The following is an 18902-nucleotide window of genomic DNA, read 5'->3' as shown; positions in this document are numbered from 1 at the left end:
CGGTGGCTGAGCTCGTCTTCTTTTCCGGAACCATGGACTGCGGCAAATCGACGCTCGCGCTGCAGATGGACTATAACCACAGTGCCCGCGGCCGCGGAGGTATTCTCTTCAGCCGTAATGACCGTGCCGGGGATTCCGTAATCTCCTCCCGGCTCGGCCTGCGCACTCCCGCCGTGGAAGTCACCGACGGCACCGATTTCTGGGACGAAGTGACCGACCGCCGTGGAGCCGGATTCGCAGTGGACTACCTCATCTGCGACGAGGCGCAGTTTTACTCCGCCGAACAGGTGGAACAGCTGGCCCGTGTCGTCGATGAGCTGTGCGTTGACGTGTTTGCCTTTGGCATCACCTCGGATTTTCGGACCCGGCTCTTTCCCGGTTCGCAGCGGCTCATTGAGCTGGCGGACCGGATGGAAGTGCTCCAGGTGCGTGCACTGTGCTGGTGCGGCCGCAGGGCAACCCACAACGCCCGTACGGTCAACGGCGTCATGGTGGTGGAGGGGGACCAGGTGGTGGTCGGAGACGTGGGAAAGCACGCTCCGGCCGCGGGTCCGGCCAGCTCCGGCATCGTGACGGAGCCGCTGTTTGCCGCGGACGCCGTGGAGAGTGCGCCGGTGGTGGGATATGAAACCCTGTGCCGCCGCCACTACATGCGCCGGGTCACCGCCTACAAGGCGGAATCGATCGCCGGACTGACGCCGGGCCCGGTTACCGAGCTTGATGTGTGCGCCGTGCACCCGCACAAACACTACTGATCCTGCCGGATCGACTTCGCGGCAGGACCAGTGTTTTGCTAGTCGCCCTTGGTCCCGAACACGATTTCATCCCAGCTGGGAACCGAAGAACGCTTGGGCTTGATGGTCCGCTTGTCAGCGGAATCTTCGCCCTTGGCCGCAGCGTCAGCTCCGGTCACGTCGTTTCGGGGCCCGCCGGCGTTCATGCGGTCCCAGGGAAAATCGGTCCGGCCGTTCTTGCGGCCCGCGGGCTTGGCCTTGCTCCGGCCACCCGCGGCGGAACCGCTGTCCGGAACAGATGCGGCCGGGTCGGCTTCGTCGCCGGCCGCGGGCTGCTGGTGCTCATCTGCCTTGGCGCCGGTCTCTTCGACTGCGCTGCCCGGAACCTCGCCGGTTCCGGTGCCGGCGTCTGCGCCTGGTGTTGCTGCCGTGTCACCGCGGCGGCGGAATGGGCGCGCCAGCACGCTGATCTCCCGCGTTCCCGGGCTGACGCCGTCGGACAGGCGCAGTGAATCGGGGGCGTCGGGCGCCTCCGACTCATCGGTGCTGGCCGGAGCCAGTGACAGGCGGCCGGTGCGGGGGCGGGTGGACGCCGCGTCATCGAGTTCGGTGTGTCCGTCACGGGGATGGGCCGCCGGGATGCTGCCCTTGGCCAGCATGGCCGCAAGCGCATCATCGCCGTCCTCGTCGGCACCGAGGCGCTGGCCGCGGCGCGAGCGTAGTACCTCCAGCAGGTTGTCGGTGTCCTCATCGCCGTCCGCGGCCGCGCCGTCGGCTTCGGCCGGGGCAACGGCTTCAAAATCAAAAACGCGGTCTGCAACGGCAGTGAGCCGGCGGGACGGCACGGGGGAGTCCAGGGGTTCCAGTTCGCTCAGCAGCTGGGCCCAGCGGTTGGCGTTGGAGACGCTCTTGCGCAGGGGGCTGAAAGTCCAGCGGGCCGGGGGTTCCTCGCCGACCGATACCTGGGAATCGCTCCCCAGTTCGAAGCGTGCCACAACGTCCCACGTTGAGTCGGGGCGGCGCCAGGCATCCCACTCGACGCTGTCGGGGTCCACTCCGAAGGCCTTGAGGCGGTGGGTGACCATGTCGCCCAGATTGACCGGGCTGTCGCCGAAGGTGCTGCGGTAGCCGTCATGGGTGGCCGAGAGCGGGGCGGCAACCTCCACTGCCTGGGCCTGGCGTGCCACGTATTCGCGTTCCGCGCGGACCGGTCCCTCGTAGCGGCGGATGTGTGCGAGGTCCAGGCCGGAGATTTCCGCAACGTCTTCTGCGCTGGCGCCGGACCGGATCCGTGCCTGGATGTCGCGCGGAGTCATGGCCGGGCCCTCGGGCCGTTCCGGTGCTGAGGTGGAGCGGTGCACGGAGCGCGATACCGCAACCCTGAGCGCTTCATCCATGCGAAGCCGGAATGTTTCCCCGCCCTTGCCGCTGAGCAGCAAATGCTCGCCACCCTCATGGACACCCACGAGACGTAGATCCTGCATGAACCAATCCTCCACCCGATAGCAATTCCTTCTGGAAACAATGCCATCCGGAAGGCCGAAAGCCTACTGTTTGCAAGGGTGTGGCGCGGATCGGCTGGTTCCGGGGGCCGTATTTTTCGGCCGGACACCGCCTGCAGTTGGACGACCTTGGCCGGGCGGGGTGCCCGGGTGCGGGCGGGTGTGGCTATTTCCTCCGCCCTCAGCAAAAATCTGTGGATTACGGGCACAAAAGGGAACACCGTGGCGTTGATACCTCCAAGCCGAAGAAGTAAGCCGGTCTAGCTACCGGTCCGGCTCACCAAACCACCACAACTCGACCGGACGGTGAGAGTACGAATTATGGCGACTGACTATGATGCGCCGCGTAAGACAGACGAGGACATCAGCGAAGAATCACTTGAGGAACTAAAGACCCGGCGGACTGCGGGCACTCAGTCGGCGGTAGTGGATGAAGATGAAACCGAAACCGCTGACAGCTTCGAACTCCCCGGGGCGGACCTTTCCGGCGAGGAGCTTTTGGTGCGGGTGCTGCCGGCACAGGCGGATGAGTTCACCTGCGCCTCATGCTTCCTGGTCCGGCACCGCTCACAGATTGCCCTGGAGAAGGATGGTCTGACGTACTGCGTCGACTGTGAAGGCTGACGACGTCGGAGTGTGAAGGCTGACGACGCCGGACCCTGAGGGCTGACGCCGGAGCGTGAGGGCTGACGCCGGGCCAGCCGCCCGGCGTCAGCTGCTCAGCGCGCGGACCAGGTCTTCCGGATGGCGCGTGGACGTGAGCCAGTACGGCGTGCGGTCGGCGGGATCGGTGATTTCAATCCGGACCACCGGCGTGATCCAGCCGCGGAAACACATGAACGCGGTGGCGTTCAGGCCCCGGCCGCGCTGGAACGTGGCGTCATCTCCGCGGTAGCCCTCCACCGCGCCCACGAACCGCCGTTCGATTTGTGCCCGGCCCACCTGCAGCGTGTCCCGGGTGACGCGGATGACGGGCGTGTTGAGCAGCAGCAGAGCGGTGATGATGATGGCTGCGACCACGGCCGCAATGATTCCGGCTTCGATGCTGATCGGCATAAAGACGAAGATGCAGGAGCAGGAGCCAAAGAGGACAAGCGCCCAGATCCCAAACGACGGAAGAAGCCGTTCGGAGTACAGCACGGTCTCGGGGGAAGTCTGGGCAGAGGGGGATGACATGTAACCAGCTTGGCACCTTTGGGCCGGTATTTCATCTTGGGGATCGGCCGCGGAAAGGCGGTTGCCCCGCGTACGGAGAAGCGTCAGGAAAACGCGCTAAAGTGAGGTGCGGTATTCCCGGGAACCTTCCGGGGCACCTGCGCGCCCCTGAACAGGCTGCGGCGCGGGACGCGATAAAGGATCACTCGAGGGAAGTCGGAGACACCGGTGCTTGAATCAAAGCCCACCATGACCGTGCAGCTGAAAATGCTCGACGACGGGCTGGAACCGCCGTCGTACGCGCATCCCGGCGACGCAGGCGCGGACCTCCGCACCCGGATCGATGTCGAGCTCGAGCCGGGGGAGCGGATGCTCGTTCCCACCGGTGTGGCCCTTGCCCTTCCCTTTGGTTTCGCAGCGTTCATTCACCCGCGCTCCGGCCTGGCCACAAAGCACGGCTTGACGGTTGTCAACGCACCGGGAACGGTCGACGCCGGCTACCGGGGCGAAATCAGCGTTACCCTGCTCAATACCGACAAGTCCCGCCCGATCACCCTTCTGCGGGGTGACCGGATTGCCCAGATGGTGATCCAGCGGGTGGAGACGGCGTCTTTTGAACTGGTGGATGAATTGTCCGATTCCGTCCGCGGCAGCGGCGGGTTCGGTTCCACCGGCGGTTTTACTGCACTGCCTGCCTAGAGCGGCTGTCCGGGGGGTCAGCAGCGTGCGGCCCTCCCTATGAGAGAGAGGAACCCGGTCATGGCATTTGGGCGACTGAGGAAGAACAAGCAAGACAAGCACGAGCAGGGCGAACAGGATCAGGACGGCGCGGAGCCGGCCTCCGGTGCCGGAACGGCGGCCGACGACGGCGGCACGGCTCCGGCGGCCGGCCCCTGGGATGCTGCGGACAAGCCTTCCGAGGAAGGCTACGTGGACCTCGGTGCGCTGCGCATCGCCTCGGCCGAGGGTCTCCAGCTTCGCCTTGAGGTGGAAGAAAAGACCCAGCGCGTGGTGGCAGTGACGCTGGACCTGAACGGTTCCAGCCTGCAGCTGCAGGCCTTTGCCGCGCCGCGCTCGGAAACGCTGTGGGATGACATCCGGGACCAGATCGGCAAGTCCGTCGGTTCGCAGGGCGGCACCGTGGACGAGCTTGAAGGCGTGTTTGGCACCGAACTGCTGGCCAAGGTTCCGGCCCAGGCCCAGGACGGGTCCAAGGGCTACCGCGTGGCGCGCTTTGTCGGCGTGGACGGCCCCCGCTGGTTCCTGCGCGGAGTGTTCGGCGGCCCGGCGGCCCTGGACCCCCAGGCAGCCGGTCCACTGGAAGAAGTCTTCCGGAACGTCGTCGTGGTCCGCGGCGAGCAGCCGCTGCCGCCACGCGACCTTCTGCAGCTGCGCCTTCCGCGCGACGCATCCCCGCTGCCGCGGCCTGCCGCGGATGCGGCGAAGCCTGCTCCGCCGGAGCGCGGACCCGAGATTACGACCATCGGCTAGTCAGTGCCCCTCAACCGACCGGCGACCCCGGGGAACCGGGAAAACCCGGTTCCCGTCAGCTCCATTCCCCAGCGCGGCCGTGTGTACAGCGGCGGTTACGTGCAGTCCATTACTGTGGTTCCGGCCAACGATCCGCCGCGGTTCACCGCCATGGTGGAGGACGTGGAGGCGGCGTACCGCGAGGCTTCTTCCCGGGAACCCCACCCGCGGGTGCGCCTCGTGTGGGTGGGCCAGCGCCGGGTTCCCGGCGTGGTTGCCGGCACCCGCCTGGCTTTTGAAGGCATGGTCAGCACGGTGGACAGCTACCCCACCATTTACAATCCACGCTACGAAATCATCGGACGTCCGGAGAACGAAACATGAGTGAGCGACCCGGCAGCGAGCTGCCCGACTCCCCGCGGACAGTGAACCCTGCTGCGGGGCACAGCCTCGAGTCCGGCGGCCCGGCAGCCCGCGAGCAGCCGGCTGCGCCCGAGCCTGAACAGCCAACGTTCGGCGATGTTGCCGGCGCCTACGCGGCCAAGGCAGGAATGGAACGCCGGGACGACGGTCAAATCGACGTTTTGAAATCCGTCGGGGGAGTGCGAGGGCTTGCCGAGGCAATTGTTCCCGGGCTGCTGTTCACCCTGATTTTCACGCTGACCTCAGGGCTGTATGTATCCCTTGGGGCGGCGGTGGCCTCGGCGGCGGTGTTCTCCGTGGCCAACCTGGTCCAAAAGCGTCCGTTGATGCAGTCCCTCACCGGAGTGCTCGGCGTCGTCATTTGTGCGGTCGTGGCGCTGCGCAGCGGAAGCGGCACGGAGTTCTTCCTGCCCGGCTTCTTCCTCAACGCCGGCTATATCCTGGCGTTTATCGTTTCCATCATCGTGCGCTGGCCCGTCGCCGGGCTGCTGTTCGGTTTTATCCGAGGCGAGAACCTTGACTGGCACGCGGACCGGAAACGGATCCGGGCCTATTCGGTGGCGACATGGATCATCATCGCCGTGTTTGCCCTGCGTCTCGGAGTCCAGCTGCCGCTCTACCTGGCGGACAATGTGGCCGCCCTGGGCACCATGCGCCTGGCCATGGGGGTCCCGCTGTATGCGCTGGGCCTGTGGCTGGCGTGGATGGTTTCCCGGCCGCTGCCCGTCTCCGGGGTGCCGGAGCAGCCGGGCCGCCCCTAACCTAACCTCGGTCGGGCGCCGGCTGGGTGCTTTCGGGCAGCAGCACCGCGCGCAGGTCATCCTCGGCTGCAATGGTGCAGATGAAGAAGAGCTCGTCGCCGGGTTCAATGACGTCGTCGTTGCTGGGGGTAATGGGAGCGTCGTCGCGCAGGATGGCAGTCACCGTGGCGTCCATCGGCCAGTTGATGGATCCCAGCGTCCTGCCGGTGAGCGGCGAATCGACCGGGACGGTGAACTCCACCATGGAGGCCACTCCGCTTTGCAGCGTCAGCAGCCGGACGAGGTCGCCCACCTCCACCGCTTCTTCGACCAGGGCCGTCATGAGACGCGGCGTGTTCACCGCCACGTCAACGCCCCAGGAGTCGTCAAACATCCAGTCGTTTTTGGGGTTGTTGACCCGGCCCACGGTGCGGGCCACGCCAAATTCGCTCTTGGCCAGCAGCGACACCACCAGGTTGACCTTGTCATCTCCAGTCGCGGAGACCACGACGTCGGCCTCATCGAGATTGGCGTCCTTCAGGGTGGTCAATTCGCAGGCGTCCCCGATGAGCCAGTGCGCATCCACCAGCTCGCTGCGGCCTTCCACCTCGGGCTTCTCATCGATGAGGAGCACATGGTGGCCGTGCGAGAGGAGCTCCTTGGCAATGGAAGATCCGACGCTGCCGGCTCCGGCAATCACGACTTTCACTGATTCTCCTTAAGGGGCGGCGCGGAGAGGATGCGGCTGATTTCGCTCGTCCGGTCCACGTTCATCATCGCGTGCAGGACATCGCCCTGCTGGTAACTGGTGTCCGGCCGCGGAAGTGTTCCCTCACCGAAGCGGGTCACGTACGCAATGCGCACCCGCGCCGCCTGTTCAATCCCGCTGAGCGTTGAACCGAGCCAGCCCTCATGGAGTGACAGTTCGCCCAGAATGAGCCGGCCGGAGGATTCCCGGAAATCTCCGTTGATGCTCTGCTCGGGCAGGATACGGCGCAGCACCTGGTCCGCGCTCCAGCGGACGGCCGCCACCGTGGGAATGCCGAGCCGCTGGTAGATTTCGGCGCGGCCCGGATCATAAATCCGTGCCACAACGTGGGGCACATGGAAGGTTTCCCTGGCTACGCGCGTGGCAAGGATGTTGGAATTATCACCTGAGGAAACGGCGGCGAAGGCATAGGCCTCCTTGATTCCGGCTTCGGTCAGGGTGGTCCGGTCAAAGCCAACGCCGGTGACCTTCCGTCCGCCGAAGGTGGAACGCAGGCGCCGGAAGGCCCTCTCATCCTGGTCAATGACGGCCACCGTATGCCCGGCATTGTCCAGCGTGTGGGCCAGGGACACACCCACGCGTCCGCACCCCATGATGACGTAATGGGCCACCTGCCACCTCGGTTCCTGAAGATCGATTACGAAAAAAGTCAAAGCGCCAGCATAGACCCCGCCGGTGCTGCGAATATGCACCGGCGCCGGGGCATGGTGTGATGGTCTTTTAGGCTCCATCAGGAAGTATCCGGCACTATGACGACCGACACCACTCCATCCGAGATTGAACTCACCATCGGCGCGCCCGCCCACGGCGGCCATTTTGTGGCCCGCCACGAAGGGCGCGTGGTCTTTGTCCGCCATGCCCTGCCGGGTGAGCGCGTCCGTGCCCGCCTGACGGACGCGGCCGACGGCGCCAGCTTCTGGCGCGCCGATGTCACCGAAGTGCTGGAGCCCGCTCCGGGACGGGTGGAGCACTTCTGGCCGGAGGCCGATGCGCTCCGCGCGGCATCCCGGGGACGGCTGCCCGTGGGAGGCGCCGAATTCGGCCACATTGACCTCGCCACCCAGCGTGAACTCAAAGCGGACATCTTCGCCGAGCAGCTGCTGCGCCTGGCCAAGGTGGAACGCAAAATCACCGTGGAGCCCGCAGTTGAGGAGCGCGCCGACGGCCTGCACTGGCGGACCCGCGCAAGCTTCTCCGTGGCTCCGGGCGGCCGCCTGGCCATGCACGCCCACCGCTCCGAGGAGCTCATTCCGGTCCAGCGCATGCCGCTGGCCGTGGAAGCCGTCAACGACCTCCAGCTGTGGGACGTGGACTTCAGCGGTGTTTCCCGGGTCGAGGTGGCCGTGCCGGTTAACGGCGCGCCCCTGGTCCTGCTGATTCCCGCCGACGGAGCACACCCCAAGGCACTCGGACGGATTGCCTCCGCCCTGCCGTCCGGCACTTCCATCGCGTCCTGGGAACCCGAATCCGGCACGCTGAACCGCCTGCGCGGACGCACCTGGGTTTCGGAAAGTGTTGCCGGCCATGACTACCGGGTGACCGGTGCCGGTTTCTGGCAGATCCACCGCAGCGCCCCCCGCACCCTGGTGGAAGCGGTCCTGGACGGACTGCGCGTCCAGCCCGGGGAACAGATTGCCGACCTGTACGCCGGTGCCGGCCTGTTCACGGCGCCGCTGGCCGACGCCGCAGGAGAAGAGGGACGCGTGCTTTCGGTCGAGGCTTCCCCGGGGGCAAGCCGGGACGCCCGCAAAAATCTCTTCGCCGCACCGCAGGTGGAAATCCTGCAGGGCCGGGTGGACAAGGCGCTGGCCGCTTACGAGGGCCGGCTCGACGTCGTCCTGCTGGATCCGCCGCGTGTCGGCGCCGGGAAGGACGTAGTGGGCCAGATCCATGCCGCCGCGCCCCGCGCCGTCGGCTACGTATCCTGCGACCCGGCGTCCTTCGCCCGCGACCTGGCCTACTTCCAGGAACTCGGCTGGCAGCTGGACTCGCTGCGGGTCTTTGACCTGTACCCCCACACGCACCACATGGAGTCCTTCGCGGTCCTGACCCCCTCGGAGAAGCCCGCCGAATAGGACCCTGCCGTCGGCGCCCCGGGCCACGGGTGCAACCGCACTGCGGACACTGCCTGCGCTCCGAGTGAGTGGCTGGGTAGGTGGCCGGGGTAGGTGGCCGGGGCGGGTGGCGGAGTGGGGGGCCGAGGCGGGTTCCGGCCCGGTGTGCCCGGCGCCTCGCGGGTATGGTCTAAGGTCACACCGGCATGTAACGGATAGTATAAGAGCAGTTGTGCAGATCCGCGCCGTGTTGGGGAGACTTCGCCTGCTTTCGGGCGGGGAAAGTTTTTCGTTCGGCAGGGGGTGTCCCGGCAGCGAAAATAGTCCACCATTTTCCCCGCCGTCCCCCGTGGCGGCCGGTTAGGGAGTCCTAACTGGCACGCCGCGGACCGCTGGACAAAGATAAAACGGTGGCGAGAGGAGTCCTATTATGACTAATGTGGACAGCTTCGGTTCCAAAGGCGTACTAAACGTCGGTGGAAACGAATATGAAATTTTCCGGTTGAATTCCGTCGAAGGCGCCAAGAGCCTTCCGTTCAGCCTCAAGGTCCTGCTGGAGAACCTGCTGCGCACCGAAGACGGTGCCAACATCACCGCAGACCACGTTCGCGCCCTGGCGCAGTGGGATGCCAACGCAGAGCCCAGCACTGAAATCCAGTTCACCCCCGCTCGGGTCATCATGCAGGACTTCACCGGTGTTCCCTGCATCGTGGACCTGGCAACCATGCGTGAGGCAGTGGCGGAATTGGGCGGAGACCCCAAGCGGGTCAACCCCCTTGCTCCGGCTGAAATGGTCATTGACCACTCCGTGCAGATCGATGCCTTCGGTAATGCCGGTGCCCTCGAGCGCAACATGGAAATCGAATACCAGCGCAACGGCGAGCGGTACCAGTTCCTTCGCTGGGGCCAGACGGCGTTTGACGACTTCAAGGTTGTTCCCCCGGGCATGGGTATTGTCCACCAGGTCAACATCGAGTATTTGGCCCGCACCGTGATGACCCGTGAAGTTGACGGCGTCCTGCGCGCCTACCCGGACACCTGCGTCGGCACCGACTCCCACACCACCATGGTCAACGGCCTGGGCGTGCTCGGCTGGGGCGTTGGCGGCATCGAAGCCGAAGCTGCCATGCTTGGCCAGCCCGTCTCCATGCTGATCCCGCGCGTTGTCGGCTTCAAGCTCACCGGCGAGATCCCGGCCGGCGCCACCGCCACCGACGTCGTGCTGACCATCACCGAAATGCTGCGCAAGCACGGTGTTGTCGGCAAGTTCGTGGAGTTCTACGGAGAAGGCGTTGGAGCCGTTCCGCTGGCCAACCGCGCCACCATCGGTAACATGAGCCCGGAATTCGGTTCCACCGCTGCCATGTTCCCGATCGACGCCGTCACGCTGGACTACCTGCGCCTCACCGGCCGGTCCGAGGAGAACGTGGCCCTCGTTGAGGCCTACGCCAAGGAACAGGGCCTGTGGCACGATCCCTCCGTCGAGATCAAGTACTCCGAGTACCTTGAACTGGATCTGTCCACCGTGGTTTCCTCCATTGCCGGACCGAAGCGCCCGCAGGACCGCGTGGAGCTGACCAACGCCAAGGAGCAGTTCCGCAAGGACCTCAAGAACTACGTTCACGAGACGGTTGAAGCCGAGAGCGGCACCGTGGACGAGACGCTGGAAGAAACGTTCCCGGCGTCGGACGCACCGTCCTTCAACGCCAATGCGACCCAGATCGAAGACCACGAGCACGACCTGGTCTCCAAGCGGGACGCCCCGGCCGACCGCTCCAGGAACTCTGTTCCGGTGACCATGGCTGACGGCCGCAGCTTCGAGCTGGACCACGGCGCCGTGTCGATCGCCTCGATCACGTCCTGCACCAACACGTCCAACCCCTCGGTGATGATGGCGGCAGCAGTGCTGGCCCGCAACGCCGTCGAAAAGGGCCTCGCCTCCAAGCCGTGGGTCAAGACCTCCGTGGCTCCCGGCTCCAAGGTAGTCACCGACTACTACGAGAAGTCCGGCCTGATCCCGTACCTGGAGAAGCTCGGCTTCTTCGTCGTCGGTTACGGCTGCGCCACCTGCATCGGTAACTCGGGCCCGCTGGAAGAGGAAATCTCCACGGCCATCCAGGAAGCCGACCTCGCCGTCACCGCAGTGCTTTCCGGTAACCGCAACTTCGAAGGCCGGATCAACCCGGACGTGAAGATGAACTACCTGGCCTCCCCGCCGCTGGTGGTTGCCTACGCACTGGCCGGCACCATGGACTTCGACTTCGAAAATGACCCGCTGGGCCAGGACGAAGCCGGTAACGACATTTTCCTGAAGGACATCTGGCCGAACCCGGTCGAGGTCCAGGAAATCATCGACGCCTCCATCAACAAGGAGATGTTCAGCAACAGCTACGACACCATCTTCGAAGGCGACGACCGCTGGAAGTCCCTGCCCACCCCCGAAGGCGCAACCTTCGAGTGGGACACGGAGTCCACGTACGTCCGGAAGCCCCCGTACTTCGAGGGCATGAAGGCTCAGCCGGAGCCGGTCTCCGACATCGAGGGCGCCCGCGTCCTGCTGAAGCTCGGCGATTCGGTCACCACCGACCACATCTCTCCGGCCGGTTCCTTCAAGTCCGACACCCCGGCGGGCCGTTACCTGCTGGAGCACGGTGTCGAGCGCAAGGACTTCAACTCCTACGGCTCCCGCCGAGGCAACCACGAAGTGATGATCCGCGGCACGTTCGCGAACATCCGCATCAAGAACCAGCTGCTCGACGGCGTTGAAGGCGGCTTTACCCGCGACTTCAGCCAGGCTGACGCACCGCAGGCAGCCGTCTACGACGCTTCGGTCAACTACCAGGCCGCCGGCATTCCGCTGGTTGTCCTGGCCGGCAAGGAGTACGGTTCCGGTTCCTCGCGTGACTGGGCTGCCAAGGGCACCGCACTGCTGGGCGTCAAGGCCGTCATCGCCGAGAGCTACGAGCGTATCCACCGCTCCAACCTCATTGGCATGGGCGTCCTTCCGCTGCAGTACCCGGCCGGCGTCAACGCCGAGTCCCTGGGCCTGACCGGCACGGAGACCTTCGCGGTTTCCGGTGTGACCGAGCTGAACAACGGCAACACGCCCAAGACCGTCACGGTCACGGCGACGCCGGAGAACGGCGAGGCGATCTCCTTCGAGGCCGTGCTGCGCATCGACACCCCGGGTGAAGCTGACTACTACCGCAACGGCGGCATCCTGCAGTACGTACTGCGCCAGATCACGGCGAAGTAGCAGGCACGCACCGCATTCAGGGCCACTGACCGGCCTTGAGATCAAAGAGCCCCGTCCGCCGCGTTTCGACTCGGTGGACGGGGCTCTTTGCCTGTCGCGGAACCGGGTGCCCTCCGCCAAGCGTTAGAGTTAAACCGTTGTGACGGTGTGCAGTGCCGTTGCCTGAAGCAGGGAGGCGCCCGTTGGGACTTCTGGAAACCATCCGTGATCCGCGGGACCTGAGCAAACTCACCACGGAGCAGTTGGAACGCTTGTCCGGTGAAATCCGGTCGTTCCTCATCAGCAACGTGGCCCAGACCGGCGGCCATCTTGGCCCCAACCTGGGCGTGGTGGAACTGACGGTGGGTATCCATCGGGTCTTCGACTCGCCGCGGGACAGTATTGTCTTTGACACCGGGCACCAGTCCTATGTGCACAAAATCCTCACCGGCCGGCAGGACTTCTCCACTCTCCGGCAGCAGGGCGGAATGTCCGGATATCCCTCCCGTGCCGAATCTGTGCATGACATTGTGGAGTCCTCACATGCTTCGTCCTCGCTGTCCTGGGCCGACGGCATTTCCCGGGCCCGACAGCTGACCGGCGAAGGGGACCGCTACACCGTGGTGATGGTGGGCGACGGCGCCCTGACCGGCGGCATGGCCTGGGAAGCACTGAACAATATCGCGGCTGACCAGCGGCGCCGCGTCGTCATCGTGGTCAACGACAACGGCCGCTCCTACGCCCCGACCATCGGCGGGGTTGCCGATTACCTCGCGTCCATGCGCCCCACCCTGGACACCGTGCGCACCCACCGCGTGTATGAAAATACGCTCGGATGGTGGAAGCAGCGCCTGCAGGACGGCGGACCCGTGGGCCGCTTCACCTATCACAGCCTCCACGCCGCCAAGCGCGGCATCAAGGACTGGTGGGCGCCGCAGGGATTGTTCGAAGACCTGGGCCTGAAGTACATCGGCCCCATTGACGGCCATGACATGGCCGCGGTGGAGCGCGCGCTGATCAAGGCGCGCAACTACAACGGTCCGGTCCTGGTCCACGCCATGACGGAAAAGGGCCGCGGCTACGCCCCGGCCCGCGCCAACGTGGCTGACCAGTTCCACGCCGTCGGTGTCATCGACCCGGAAACCGGCAAGGCCGTGGAGCCGGGCGGCAAGCAGTCCTGGACATCAGTCTTCGCCACTGAGATTGCCGACATTGCTGATGAGCGCGAGGACATTGTCGGCATCACCGGTGCCATGCTGATCCCCGTGGGGCTGCACCGTTTCGCCGAAAAGCACCCCGAGCGTGTGTTCGACGTCGGAATTGCCGAACAGCATGCCCTTACCTCGGCGGCGGGGATGGCCTTCGGTGGGCTGCATCCCGTCGTCGCGCTCTATGCGACCTTCCTGAACCGTGCCTTTGACCAGCTGCTCATGGACGTCGCCCTCCACAAGGCGGGCGTGACGATCGTGCTGGACCGCGCCGGCGTCACCGGTCCGGATGGAGCCAGCCACCACGGCATGTGGGACATGTCCATGCTGCAGATAGTGCCCGGACTGCATCTTTCCGCGCCGCGTGACGCCACCCGGCTCAAGGAAGAACTCCGTGAGGCCGTCGCCATCAACGATGCCCCCAGTGTGGTCCGGTTCTCCAAGGGGACCGTGGGCCCCGACGTCGAGGCGATCGACCGGACCTCCGACGGCGTCGACATCCTGGCCCGGCGCCCGTCGGACGAAAAGTCCAACGACGTCCTGATTGTCAGCGTGGGAGCCATGGCCGAAATGGCGCTGCAGGTGGCCAACCGGCTCGGCGCCCAGGGCATCAGCTCCACCGTGGTGGATCCGCGCTGGGTCCTGCCCGTTCCGAGGTCGATCATCCGCATGGCCGCCGAGCACCGCATTGTCATTGTGATTGAGGACGGAGTGCGTGCCGGCGGTGTCGGATCGCGGATCCGGCAGGAAATGCGTGCCGCCGGCGTGGACACCGCCCTGAACGAGGTGGGCCTTCCGGTGGAGTTCCTGGATCACGGCACCCGTGCCGAAGTCCTGGAGCGGGTGGGCCTGACGGCGCGCCAGGTGGCCAACGACGTCGTCGCCCAGGTCCTGGGCACCAAGGTTCCGTTTGCCCGGCCCCTGCCCGGCCAGGACATGCCCACCGGCCAAATCCCAAAAATCCAGTAAACTCCGCCGGCCGGACGGGAACCGGCGGCGGGACGCAGGGGAGGAAACACCATGGCAGAAGAGCAACCAGTAGTGGCTGTCACCGGTGCCACGGGTGCCCTGGGCGGCGCCGTCGCCCGCCTGCTGGCTGAGGCCGGCGTCGCGCAGCGGCTGCTTGCCCGGCACACCGCCAAACTTCCGGAACTGGGAACGCCCGTGTATGCGGCGACGTACTCGGACCGTGAGCACGCAGCCCGGGCGCTGGAGGGTGTCCAGACCCTGTTCATGGTCTCGGCCCATGAGAGCCCGTACCGGCAGCAGGACCACCGCACGTTTGTGGATGCTGCCGTGGAGGCGGGGGTGCGGCACATTGTCTACACCTCGTTTATGGGAGCGGCTCCGGACGCGGTATTCACCCTGGCCCGCGACCACTGGGACACCGAGGAACACATCAGGTCCACCGGCCTGGAATACACCTTCCTCCGGGACTGCCTGTACCAGGACGTCCTGCCCTCGTTTGTGGGGCGCGACGGCGTGATCCGCGGCCCCGCAGGATCCGGCCGGCTCGCAGCGGTGGCCCGGGCCGACGTCGCCCGCGCAGCGGCGCGCATCCTCGAAGCACCCCGTGATCATCAGGGTCAGGTGTATACGCTCACCGGGCCGCAGGCCCTGACCTTTGACGAGATCGCCGGGATCCTGACCCGTGTGTCCGGATCCACCGTGAGCTACTACAACGAAACCAACGAGGAAGCTCTGGAATCGCGGAGCCTGAGCAGTGCGGCGCACTGGCAGATCGAAGCGTGGGTGAGCACGTACACCGCGATCGCGCAGGGCCAGATGGCGGAGGTCAGCGGTGATATTGAGCGGCTGACCGGGATTCCGCCGCTGGGGCTGGAAGATTACCTGAAACACCGTTAACCCCCAAGCCAGCGTTACAAACAGAGGCAGTTTCCGCACCTCGTGTTCCCGGCGCGGCAATTTTTGCCTAGGCTCATAAACATGTCTGAGCGCAATCCTGATCACGTCAGCCTGTTCCTTGACGAATGCACACTGGGCGGTCTCGAGGAGACCGAAGCCGTACCGGCCGCCGACCTGTACGGCATGTACATCATCTGGTGCGAGAACGGCGGCCTGGTGCCTGCATCGGTGCAGAACTTCTACAGTGCCGTCCGGGAAGCAGGCGTACCGGAAGCGCGGCGGCATTCCGAACGCGTCTATGAGGGAGTGCAGCCCACAGGGCCGATCCCGATTCAGTACATCCTCGAAACAGACAAGACCCCCGGGCCCAACACCAACCCGTTTCCCTTCACCGGCTGAGCGGCACGGCTCCGGGGGAGTGGCCCTGGCCACATCGGCGGCGCGGATTCGGTAGCGTAGGCACCATGACTTCTTACAAAAGACTCGGCACATCAGGCCTGACCGTTTCCACTGTGGGCCTGGGCTGCAACAACCTTGGCCGTTCCGGAACCAAGACCGAAGACCAGGCCGGCACCGACGCCGTCGTGAACGCGGCCATCGACGCCGGCATTACGCTTTTTGACGTGGCTGACACCTACGGCGCGGTCCCGGGCCTGAGCGAGGAACGGCTGGGAAAGGCGCTGGGCACCCGGCGCGACGACGTCGTCCTGGCCACCAAGTTCGGCATGGACATGAAGGGTGCCAATGGCAGGGATTTTGACGCCAGGGGATCCCGGCGGTACATCGTCAAAGCGGCGGAAGCTTCACTGCGCCGGCTCGGCACCGACTGGATTGACCTGTACCAGTTCCACACCCCGGATCCGCTGACGCCCATCGAGGAAACGCTTGCGGCTCTGGATGATCTGGTGACCAGCGGCAAGGTGCGCTACATCGGCCATTCAAACCGCACCGGCTGGCAGATTGCCGAAGCCGAGTTCACCGCGCGGATGGGCGGCTACACGCCGTTCATCTCCGCACAGAACCACTACAACCTGCTGGACCGGCGGGCGGAACTCGAAGTGGTTCCGGCCGCCGAGGCTTACGGCCTGGGAATCCTGCCGTACTTCCCGCTGGCCAACGGACTGCTCACCGGCAAGTACAGCTCCGGCTCGGCCCCTGAGGGCAGCCGCTTGACGCACTCCCGGCAGAACCTGCTGGACAAAGCAGACTTTGACCAACTCGCCGAGTTCGGTGTGTTCGCCAAGGACCGCGGGCTCACCGAAGTGCAGGTGGCCTTCTCCTGGCTCGCCGTCCAGCCTGCCGTTTCCTCGGTCATTGCCGGTGCCACCACTGTGGAGCAGGTGCGGCAGAACGCCGAAGCGGCATCCTGTGAGCCGACGGAGAAGGATCTCGAGGAGCTGGACCGGATCTTCCCGCAGACGCCGAAGGTTGCTTTGTTCTAGCCTTTGGAGCCTAACGGCACCTCAGGCGGGTGGAGGGTCCGGAACGGCGGCAACGAAAATCCGCGGCTCGCAGAGCTCGCGAAGGATTATTAAAGCCGCCTAACCCGGACCCTCCGTCCGGTGTTCACCGGCCCCCCATCCGGGATCTATATACCGCGGGAAGCTCCGGCGATCGGAAGGGATCAGCCTCTTATGTCGATCGACGAAGTGGGGCGGGCGTACAGGCTGCGGTCAGCGGAATATACCGCCGCACTCGGATCGATTTCCGACACTGCGCAGCAGGACCAGGACCTGATATCGGCGTGGAGCCGTGGAATCGAAGGTAAGGTTGTCGACGCCGGATGCGGCCCCGGCCACTGGACCAACTTTCTGTTCGGTCATGGCGTGACTGTTGAAGGGCTCGATATGGTCGATGAGTTCCTTGACGCGGCGTCGGCCCGATATCCGGACGTGCCGTTTCGGGGCGGAACCCTGGAAGCAATGCCTTACGACGACGGCAGCCTGTCCGGCATCCTGTCCTGGTACTCGATCATTCATACGCATCCCGGGGAACTGAATGCCGTCCTCGGCGAATTCGCCCGCTGCGTGCATCCAGGTGGCTCAATTCTGCTGGGCTTTTTCGAGGGAAGGCACATTGAACCTTTTGAGCACGCAGTGGTGCGCGCATACACCTGGCCGGTGCCGGCTATTCGGGACGCCTTGGCCGCTGCCGGATTCGAGATGGTGGAGACCCACTCCAGGACAGACCAAGGGCACCGGCCGCACGCGGCAATGATTGCCCGCCGCGGGACGCAGCCCCAGCCCGGCAGATGCGCATCTGCCCAGAGCGATCCGTCCCGGGTAGCCTGAAACTGACGGATAGGAGATCACATGGGGCAGGCATCAATGACGAGCACCACCGTCGCTGAGGTGATGGCCGAACTGGCCGCGCTGGAGGACCCAAAAGCGCGGGCCGTGAACGAGAAGCACGGTGATGACCACGGTGTGAACCTCAGCAAGCTCCGGGCCGTCGCCAAGCGGCTGAAGACACAGCATGAACTGTCCCGCGAGCTATGGTCAACGGGGGACACTGCGGCTCGGCTACTCGCACTGCTGGTTAGCCGGCCCAAATCATTCGAGCCCAGCGAGCTGGATGCAATGCTGCGCGGGGCGCGCGTTCCCAAGGTGCATGACTGGCTGATCAACTATGTGGTGAAAAAGAGTCCGCATGCCGAGGAGCTGCGGGTGGCGTGGTTCGATGATCCGGATCCGGTCGTAGCCAGCGCCGGCTGGGCGCTGACCAGTGAACGGGTAGTGAAGGATCCGGACGGATTGGACCTGTCGAGGCTGTTGGACATCATCGAGGCGGATATGAACGATGCCCCGGACCGTCTCCAGTGGGCCATGAACACCTGCCTGGCCCAGATAGGCATAGCCCATCCGGAACACCGGACACGGGCGTTGGCCATCGGGGAACGGCTTGAGGTCCTGAAGGACTACCCCACGCCGCCGGGCTGCACCTCACCGTTTGCCCCCATCTGGATCACGGAAATTGTCCGCCGGCAGCAGGCTGACGCGACTGACGCCTGACCACCTAGATTTTCCGTAACGGAAAGCATGTGCCGACCCGGCTGAGGATCTGTTCGATTCTTGCCGAGGTGGGTGAGGCTGAGTTCGGAGTGCTCCGGGACGCGCTGTCCTTGAGCGACTCAGTGTTGAGCAAGCACGTCAAAGTCCTCGAGCATGCCGGCTTCACCAAGGTGCGCAAGGGCTCTTTCAATGGACGCACCCGGACGTGGGTTTCTTTGACCAAGCCGGGTCAGGGCGCCTTTAAGGCCCACGTCGATGAGCTCCGCAAGCTTGCCGCTGCCGTAGATCGACTCGATCCATAAGCCTTGCAGCAAAAGCGCCCGAATGGTTAGGAGGGTTTGTTGTCTTTTCCGTCCAGCCACAGAGTATCGGAATCATCCCGGTGGGAGCCTGCCGTCCCCACGTGCTTCGCATCAATGTCGGGACCCTTTTTGATGACGTGCACCAGAGCCATGCCGTGGCCGCGGCCGAGACCGTAATCCGTTTTGAGCCATTCGAGGATCTCTCCGGCTTTTACTTCCGGGGCATCAAAACCTTTGTCTTCTGCGATGTGAAGAAGCTGACGGGGCGTAAGCCCGGTTTTGTCTTCAACGGCGTCGAGGTAGGCCTGGAATGACATGGCGTGTCCTTCGTTTCTGGTTCTGGTGGCAGGAACCGTACCGGAGTGCCACCTGCTGACGCTAGTGAGGCGTACCGAAGGGGTCAAGATGCGCAGCCCGGCCGAGCTGGTCGCAT

The 18902-nt window shown here is 65.1% G+C and carries 20 protein-coding genes; 15 read left to right on the top strand and 5 right to left on the bottom strand.

The window, feature by feature from the left end:
* The first annotated feature begins 2 nt into the window (after positions 1-2).
* The gene (locus AAE021_RS08440) at positions 3-755 is read left to right on the top strand and encodes a thymidine kinase (RefSeq protein WP_342025161.1); all 753 of its coding nucleotides are present in this window, start codon (positions 3-5) and stop codon (positions 753-755) included.
* Positions 756-793: 38 nt separating this feature from the next.
* Here AAE021_RS08440 and sepH read toward each other — a convergent pair whose 3' ends face one another.
* Positions 794-2218: a septation protein SepH gene (gene sepH / locus AAE021_RS08435; RefSeq protein ID WP_342025160.1), complete on the bottom strand. Its 1425-nt coding sequence runs from the start codon at positions 2216-2218 to the stop codon at positions 794-796.
* 339 nt (positions 2219-2557) lie between these two features.
* On the opposite strand from sepH, the gene AAE021_RS08430 reads away from it, so the two are divergent.
* Positions 2558-2860 carry a DUF4193 domain-containing protein gene (locus AAE021_RS08430; protein WP_342025159.1) on the top strand — a complete coding sequence of 101 codons (303 nt, stop codon included), beginning with the start codon at positions 2558-2560 and terminating at the stop codon, positions 2858-2860.
* Positions 2861-2947: 87 nt separating this feature from the next.
* Here AAE021_RS08430 and AAE021_RS08425 read toward each other — a convergent pair whose 3' ends face one another.
* Complete coding sequence (locus tag AAE021_RS08425; RefSeq protein WP_342025158.1) at positions 2948-3412, bottom strand: DUF3093 domain-containing protein; 465 nt, start codon at positions 3410-3412, stop codon at positions 2948-2950.
* 228 nt (positions 3413-3640) lie between these two features.
* On the opposite strand from AAE021_RS08425, the gene dut reads away from it, so the two are divergent.
* Genes dut through AAE021_RS08405 form a run of 4 tightly spaced genes read left to right on the top strand, consistent with a single transcriptional unit; the run spans position 3641 to position 6045 of the window.
* Complete coding sequence (gene dut, locus AAE021_RS08420) at positions 3641-4090, top strand: dUTP diphosphatase (protein ID WP_342025351.1); 450 nt, start codon at positions 3641-3643, stop codon at positions 4088-4090.
* Between the two features lie 60 nt (positions 4091-4150).
* Positions 4151-4882, top strand: coding sequence for a DUF3710 domain-containing protein (locus AAE021_RS08415; RefSeq protein WP_342025157.1), 732 nt, complete (start codon positions 4151-4153; stop codon positions 4880-4882).
* A 3-nt stretch (positions 4883-4885) separates the two neighbouring features.
* Positions 4886-5245 (top strand): hypothetical protein, encoded by a 360-nt coding sequence (locus tag AAE021_RS08410; protein WP_342025156.1) that lies wholly within the window; start codon positions 4886-4888, stop codon positions 5243-5245.
* Positions 5242-6045 (top strand): DUF3159 domain-containing protein, encoded by an 804-nt coding sequence (locus AAE021_RS08405; protein WP_342025155.1) that lies wholly within the window; start codon positions 5242-5244, stop codon positions 6043-6045. Before AAE021_RS08410 ends, AAE021_RS08405 begins: the two co-directional genes overlap by 4 nt.
* A 1-nt stretch (position 6046) precedes the next feature.
* Here AAE021_RS08405 and AAE021_RS08400 read toward each other — a convergent pair whose 3' ends face one another.
* Both AAE021_RS08400 and AAE021_RS08395 read right to left on the bottom strand, forming a co-directional pair.
* Positions 6047-6733 carry a TrkA family potassium uptake protein gene (locus AAE021_RS08400; protein WP_342025154.1) on the bottom strand — a complete coding sequence of 229 codons (687 nt, stop codon included), beginning with the start codon at positions 6731-6733 and terminating at the stop codon, positions 6047-6049.
* Positions 6730-7404, bottom strand: coding sequence for a TrkA family potassium uptake protein (locus AAE021_RS08395; protein ID WP_342025350.1), 675 nt, complete (start codon positions 7402-7404; stop codon positions 6730-6732). The genes AAE021_RS08400 and AAE021_RS08395 overlap by 4 nt, the downstream gene beginning before the upstream one ends.
* A 138-nt stretch (positions 7405-7542) precedes the next feature.
* Here AAE021_RS08395 and AAE021_RS08390 point away from each other — a divergent pair, with 138 nt between their 5' ends.
* From AAE021_RS08390 to AAE021_RS08350, 9 genes are all read left to right on the top strand, one after another.
* Positions 7543-8868: a class I SAM-dependent RNA methyltransferase gene (locus AAE021_RS08390; RefSeq protein ID WP_342025153.1), complete on the top strand. Its 1326-nt coding sequence runs from the start codon at positions 7543-7545 to the stop codon at positions 8866-8868.
* A gap of 409 nt (positions 8869-9277) precedes the next feature.
* Complete coding sequence (locus tag AAE021_RS08385; RefSeq protein WP_342025152.1) at positions 9278-12103, top strand: aconitate hydratase; 2826 nt, start codon at positions 9278-9280, stop codon at positions 12101-12103.
* 182 nt (positions 12104-12285) lie between these two features.
* Positions 12286-14259 carry a 1-deoxy-D-xylulose-5-phosphate synthase gene (gene dxs, locus AAE021_RS08380; RefSeq protein ID WP_342025151.1) on the top strand — a complete coding sequence of 658 codons (1974 nt, stop codon included), beginning with the start codon at positions 12286-12288 and terminating at the stop codon, positions 14257-14259.
* Positions 14260-14310: 51 nt separating this feature from the next.
* A complete protein-coding gene (locus tag AAE021_RS08375; protein WP_342025150.1) occupies positions 14311-15156 on the top strand; it encodes an SDR family oxidoreductase in 846 nt (281 codons plus the stop codon).
* Positions 15157-15237: 81 nt separating this feature from the next.
* Entirely contained in the window at positions 15238-15555 is a 318-nt protein-coding gene (locus AAE021_RS08370; RefSeq protein ID WP_342025149.1) for a primase-like DNA-binding domain-containing protein, read from the top strand.
* 65 nt (positions 15556-15620) lie between these two features.
* Entirely contained in the window at positions 15621-16598 is a 978-nt protein-coding gene (locus tag AAE021_RS08365; protein WP_342025148.1) for an aldo/keto reductase, read from the top strand.
* 192 nt (positions 16599-16790) lie between these two features.
* Positions 16791-17447: a class I SAM-dependent methyltransferase gene (locus tag AAE021_RS08360; RefSeq protein ID WP_342025147.1), complete on the top strand. Its 657-nt coding sequence runs from the start codon at positions 16791-16793 to the stop codon at positions 17445-17447.
* 36 nt (positions 17448-17483) lie between these two features.
* The gene (locus AAE021_RS08355) at positions 17484-18167 is read left to right on the top strand and encodes a DNA alkylation repair protein (protein WP_425362472.1); all 684 of its coding nucleotides are present in this window, start codon (positions 17484-17486) and stop codon (positions 18165-18167) included.
* A 68-nt stretch (positions 18168-18235) separates the two neighbouring features.
* Positions 18236-18469 (top strand): transcriptional regulator, encoded by a 234-nt coding sequence (locus tag AAE021_RS08350; protein ID WP_342025145.1) that lies wholly within the window; start codon positions 18236-18238, stop codon positions 18467-18469.
* Between the two features lie 26 nt (positions 18470-18495).
* Here AAE021_RS08350 and AAE021_RS08345 read toward each other — a convergent pair whose 3' ends face one another.
* Positions 18496-18786: a DUF4287 domain-containing protein gene (locus AAE021_RS08345; protein WP_342025144.1), complete on the bottom strand. Its 291-nt coding sequence runs from the start codon at positions 18784-18786 to the stop codon at positions 18496-18498.
* Positions 18787-18902: the final 116 nt, after the last annotated feature.

It is taken from the genome of Arthrobacter citreus (genome assembly GCF_038405225.1).
GTDB lineage: Bacteria > Actinomycetota > Actinomycetes > Actinomycetales > Micrococcaceae > Arthrobacter_B > Arthrobacter_B citreus_A.
Note: the sequence above shows the minus strand (reverse complement) of the source record. Positions and strands in the feature narration are given on the sequence as shown.

Excerpts from the sequence above, each read along its gene's own strand:
- AAE021_RS08390 (WP_342025153.1), top strand. The coding sequence starts at position 7,543 with ATGACGACCGACACCACTCCATCCGAGATTGAACTCACCATCGGCGCG.
- AAE021_RS08345 (WP_342025144.1), bottom strand. The coding sequence starts at position 18,786 with ATGTCATTCCAGGCCTACCTCGACGCCGTTGAAGACAAAACCGGGCTT.
- AAE021_RS08355 (WP_425362472.1), top strand. The coding sequence starts at position 17,484 with ATGACGAGCACCACCGTCGCTGAGGTGATGGCCGAACTGGCCGCGCTG.
- AAE021_RS08425 (WP_342025158.1), bottom strand. The coding sequence starts at position 3,412 with ATGTCATCCCCCTCTGCCCAGACTTCCCCCGAGACCGTGCTGTACTCC.
- AAE021_RS08375 (WP_342025150.1), top strand. The coding sequence starts at position 14,311 with ATGGCAGAAGAGCAACCAGTAGTGGCTGTCACCGGTGCCACGGGTGCC.
- AAE021_RS08365 (WP_342025148.1), top strand. The coding sequence starts at position 15,621 with ATGACTTCTTACAAAAGACTCGGCACATCAGGCCTGACCGTTTCCACT.
- sepH (WP_342025160.1), bottom strand. The coding sequence starts at position 2,218 with ATGCAGGATCTACGTCTCGTGGGTGTCCATGAGGGTGGCGAGCATTTG.
- AAE021_RS08360 (WP_342025147.1), top strand. The coding sequence starts at position 16,791 with ATGTCGATCGACGAAGTGGGGCGGGCGTACAGGCTGCGGTCAGCGGAA.
- dut (WP_342025351.1), top strand. The coding sequence starts at position 3,641 with ATGACCGTGCAGCTGAAAATGCTCGACGACGGGCTGGAACCGCCGTCG.
- AAE021_RS08370 (WP_342025149.1), top strand. The coding sequence starts at position 15,238 with ATGTCTGAGCGCAATCCTGATCACGTCAGCCTGTTCCTTGACGAATGC.
- AAE021_RS08385 (WP_342025152.1), top strand. The coding sequence starts at position 9,278 with ATGACTAATGTGGACAGCTTCGGTTCCAAAGGCGTACTAAACGTCGGT.
- AAE021_RS08405 (WP_342025155.1), top strand. The coding sequence starts at position 5,242 with ATGAGTGAGCGACCCGGCAGCGAGCTGCCCGACTCCCCGCGGACAGTG.
- AAE021_RS08415 (WP_342025157.1), top strand. The coding sequence starts at position 4,151 with ATGGCATTTGGGCGACTGAGGAAGAACAAGCAAGACAAGCACGAGCAG.
- AAE021_RS08430 (WP_342025159.1), top strand. The coding sequence starts at position 2,558 with ATGGCGACTGACTATGATGCGCCGCGTAAGACAGACGAGGACATCAGC.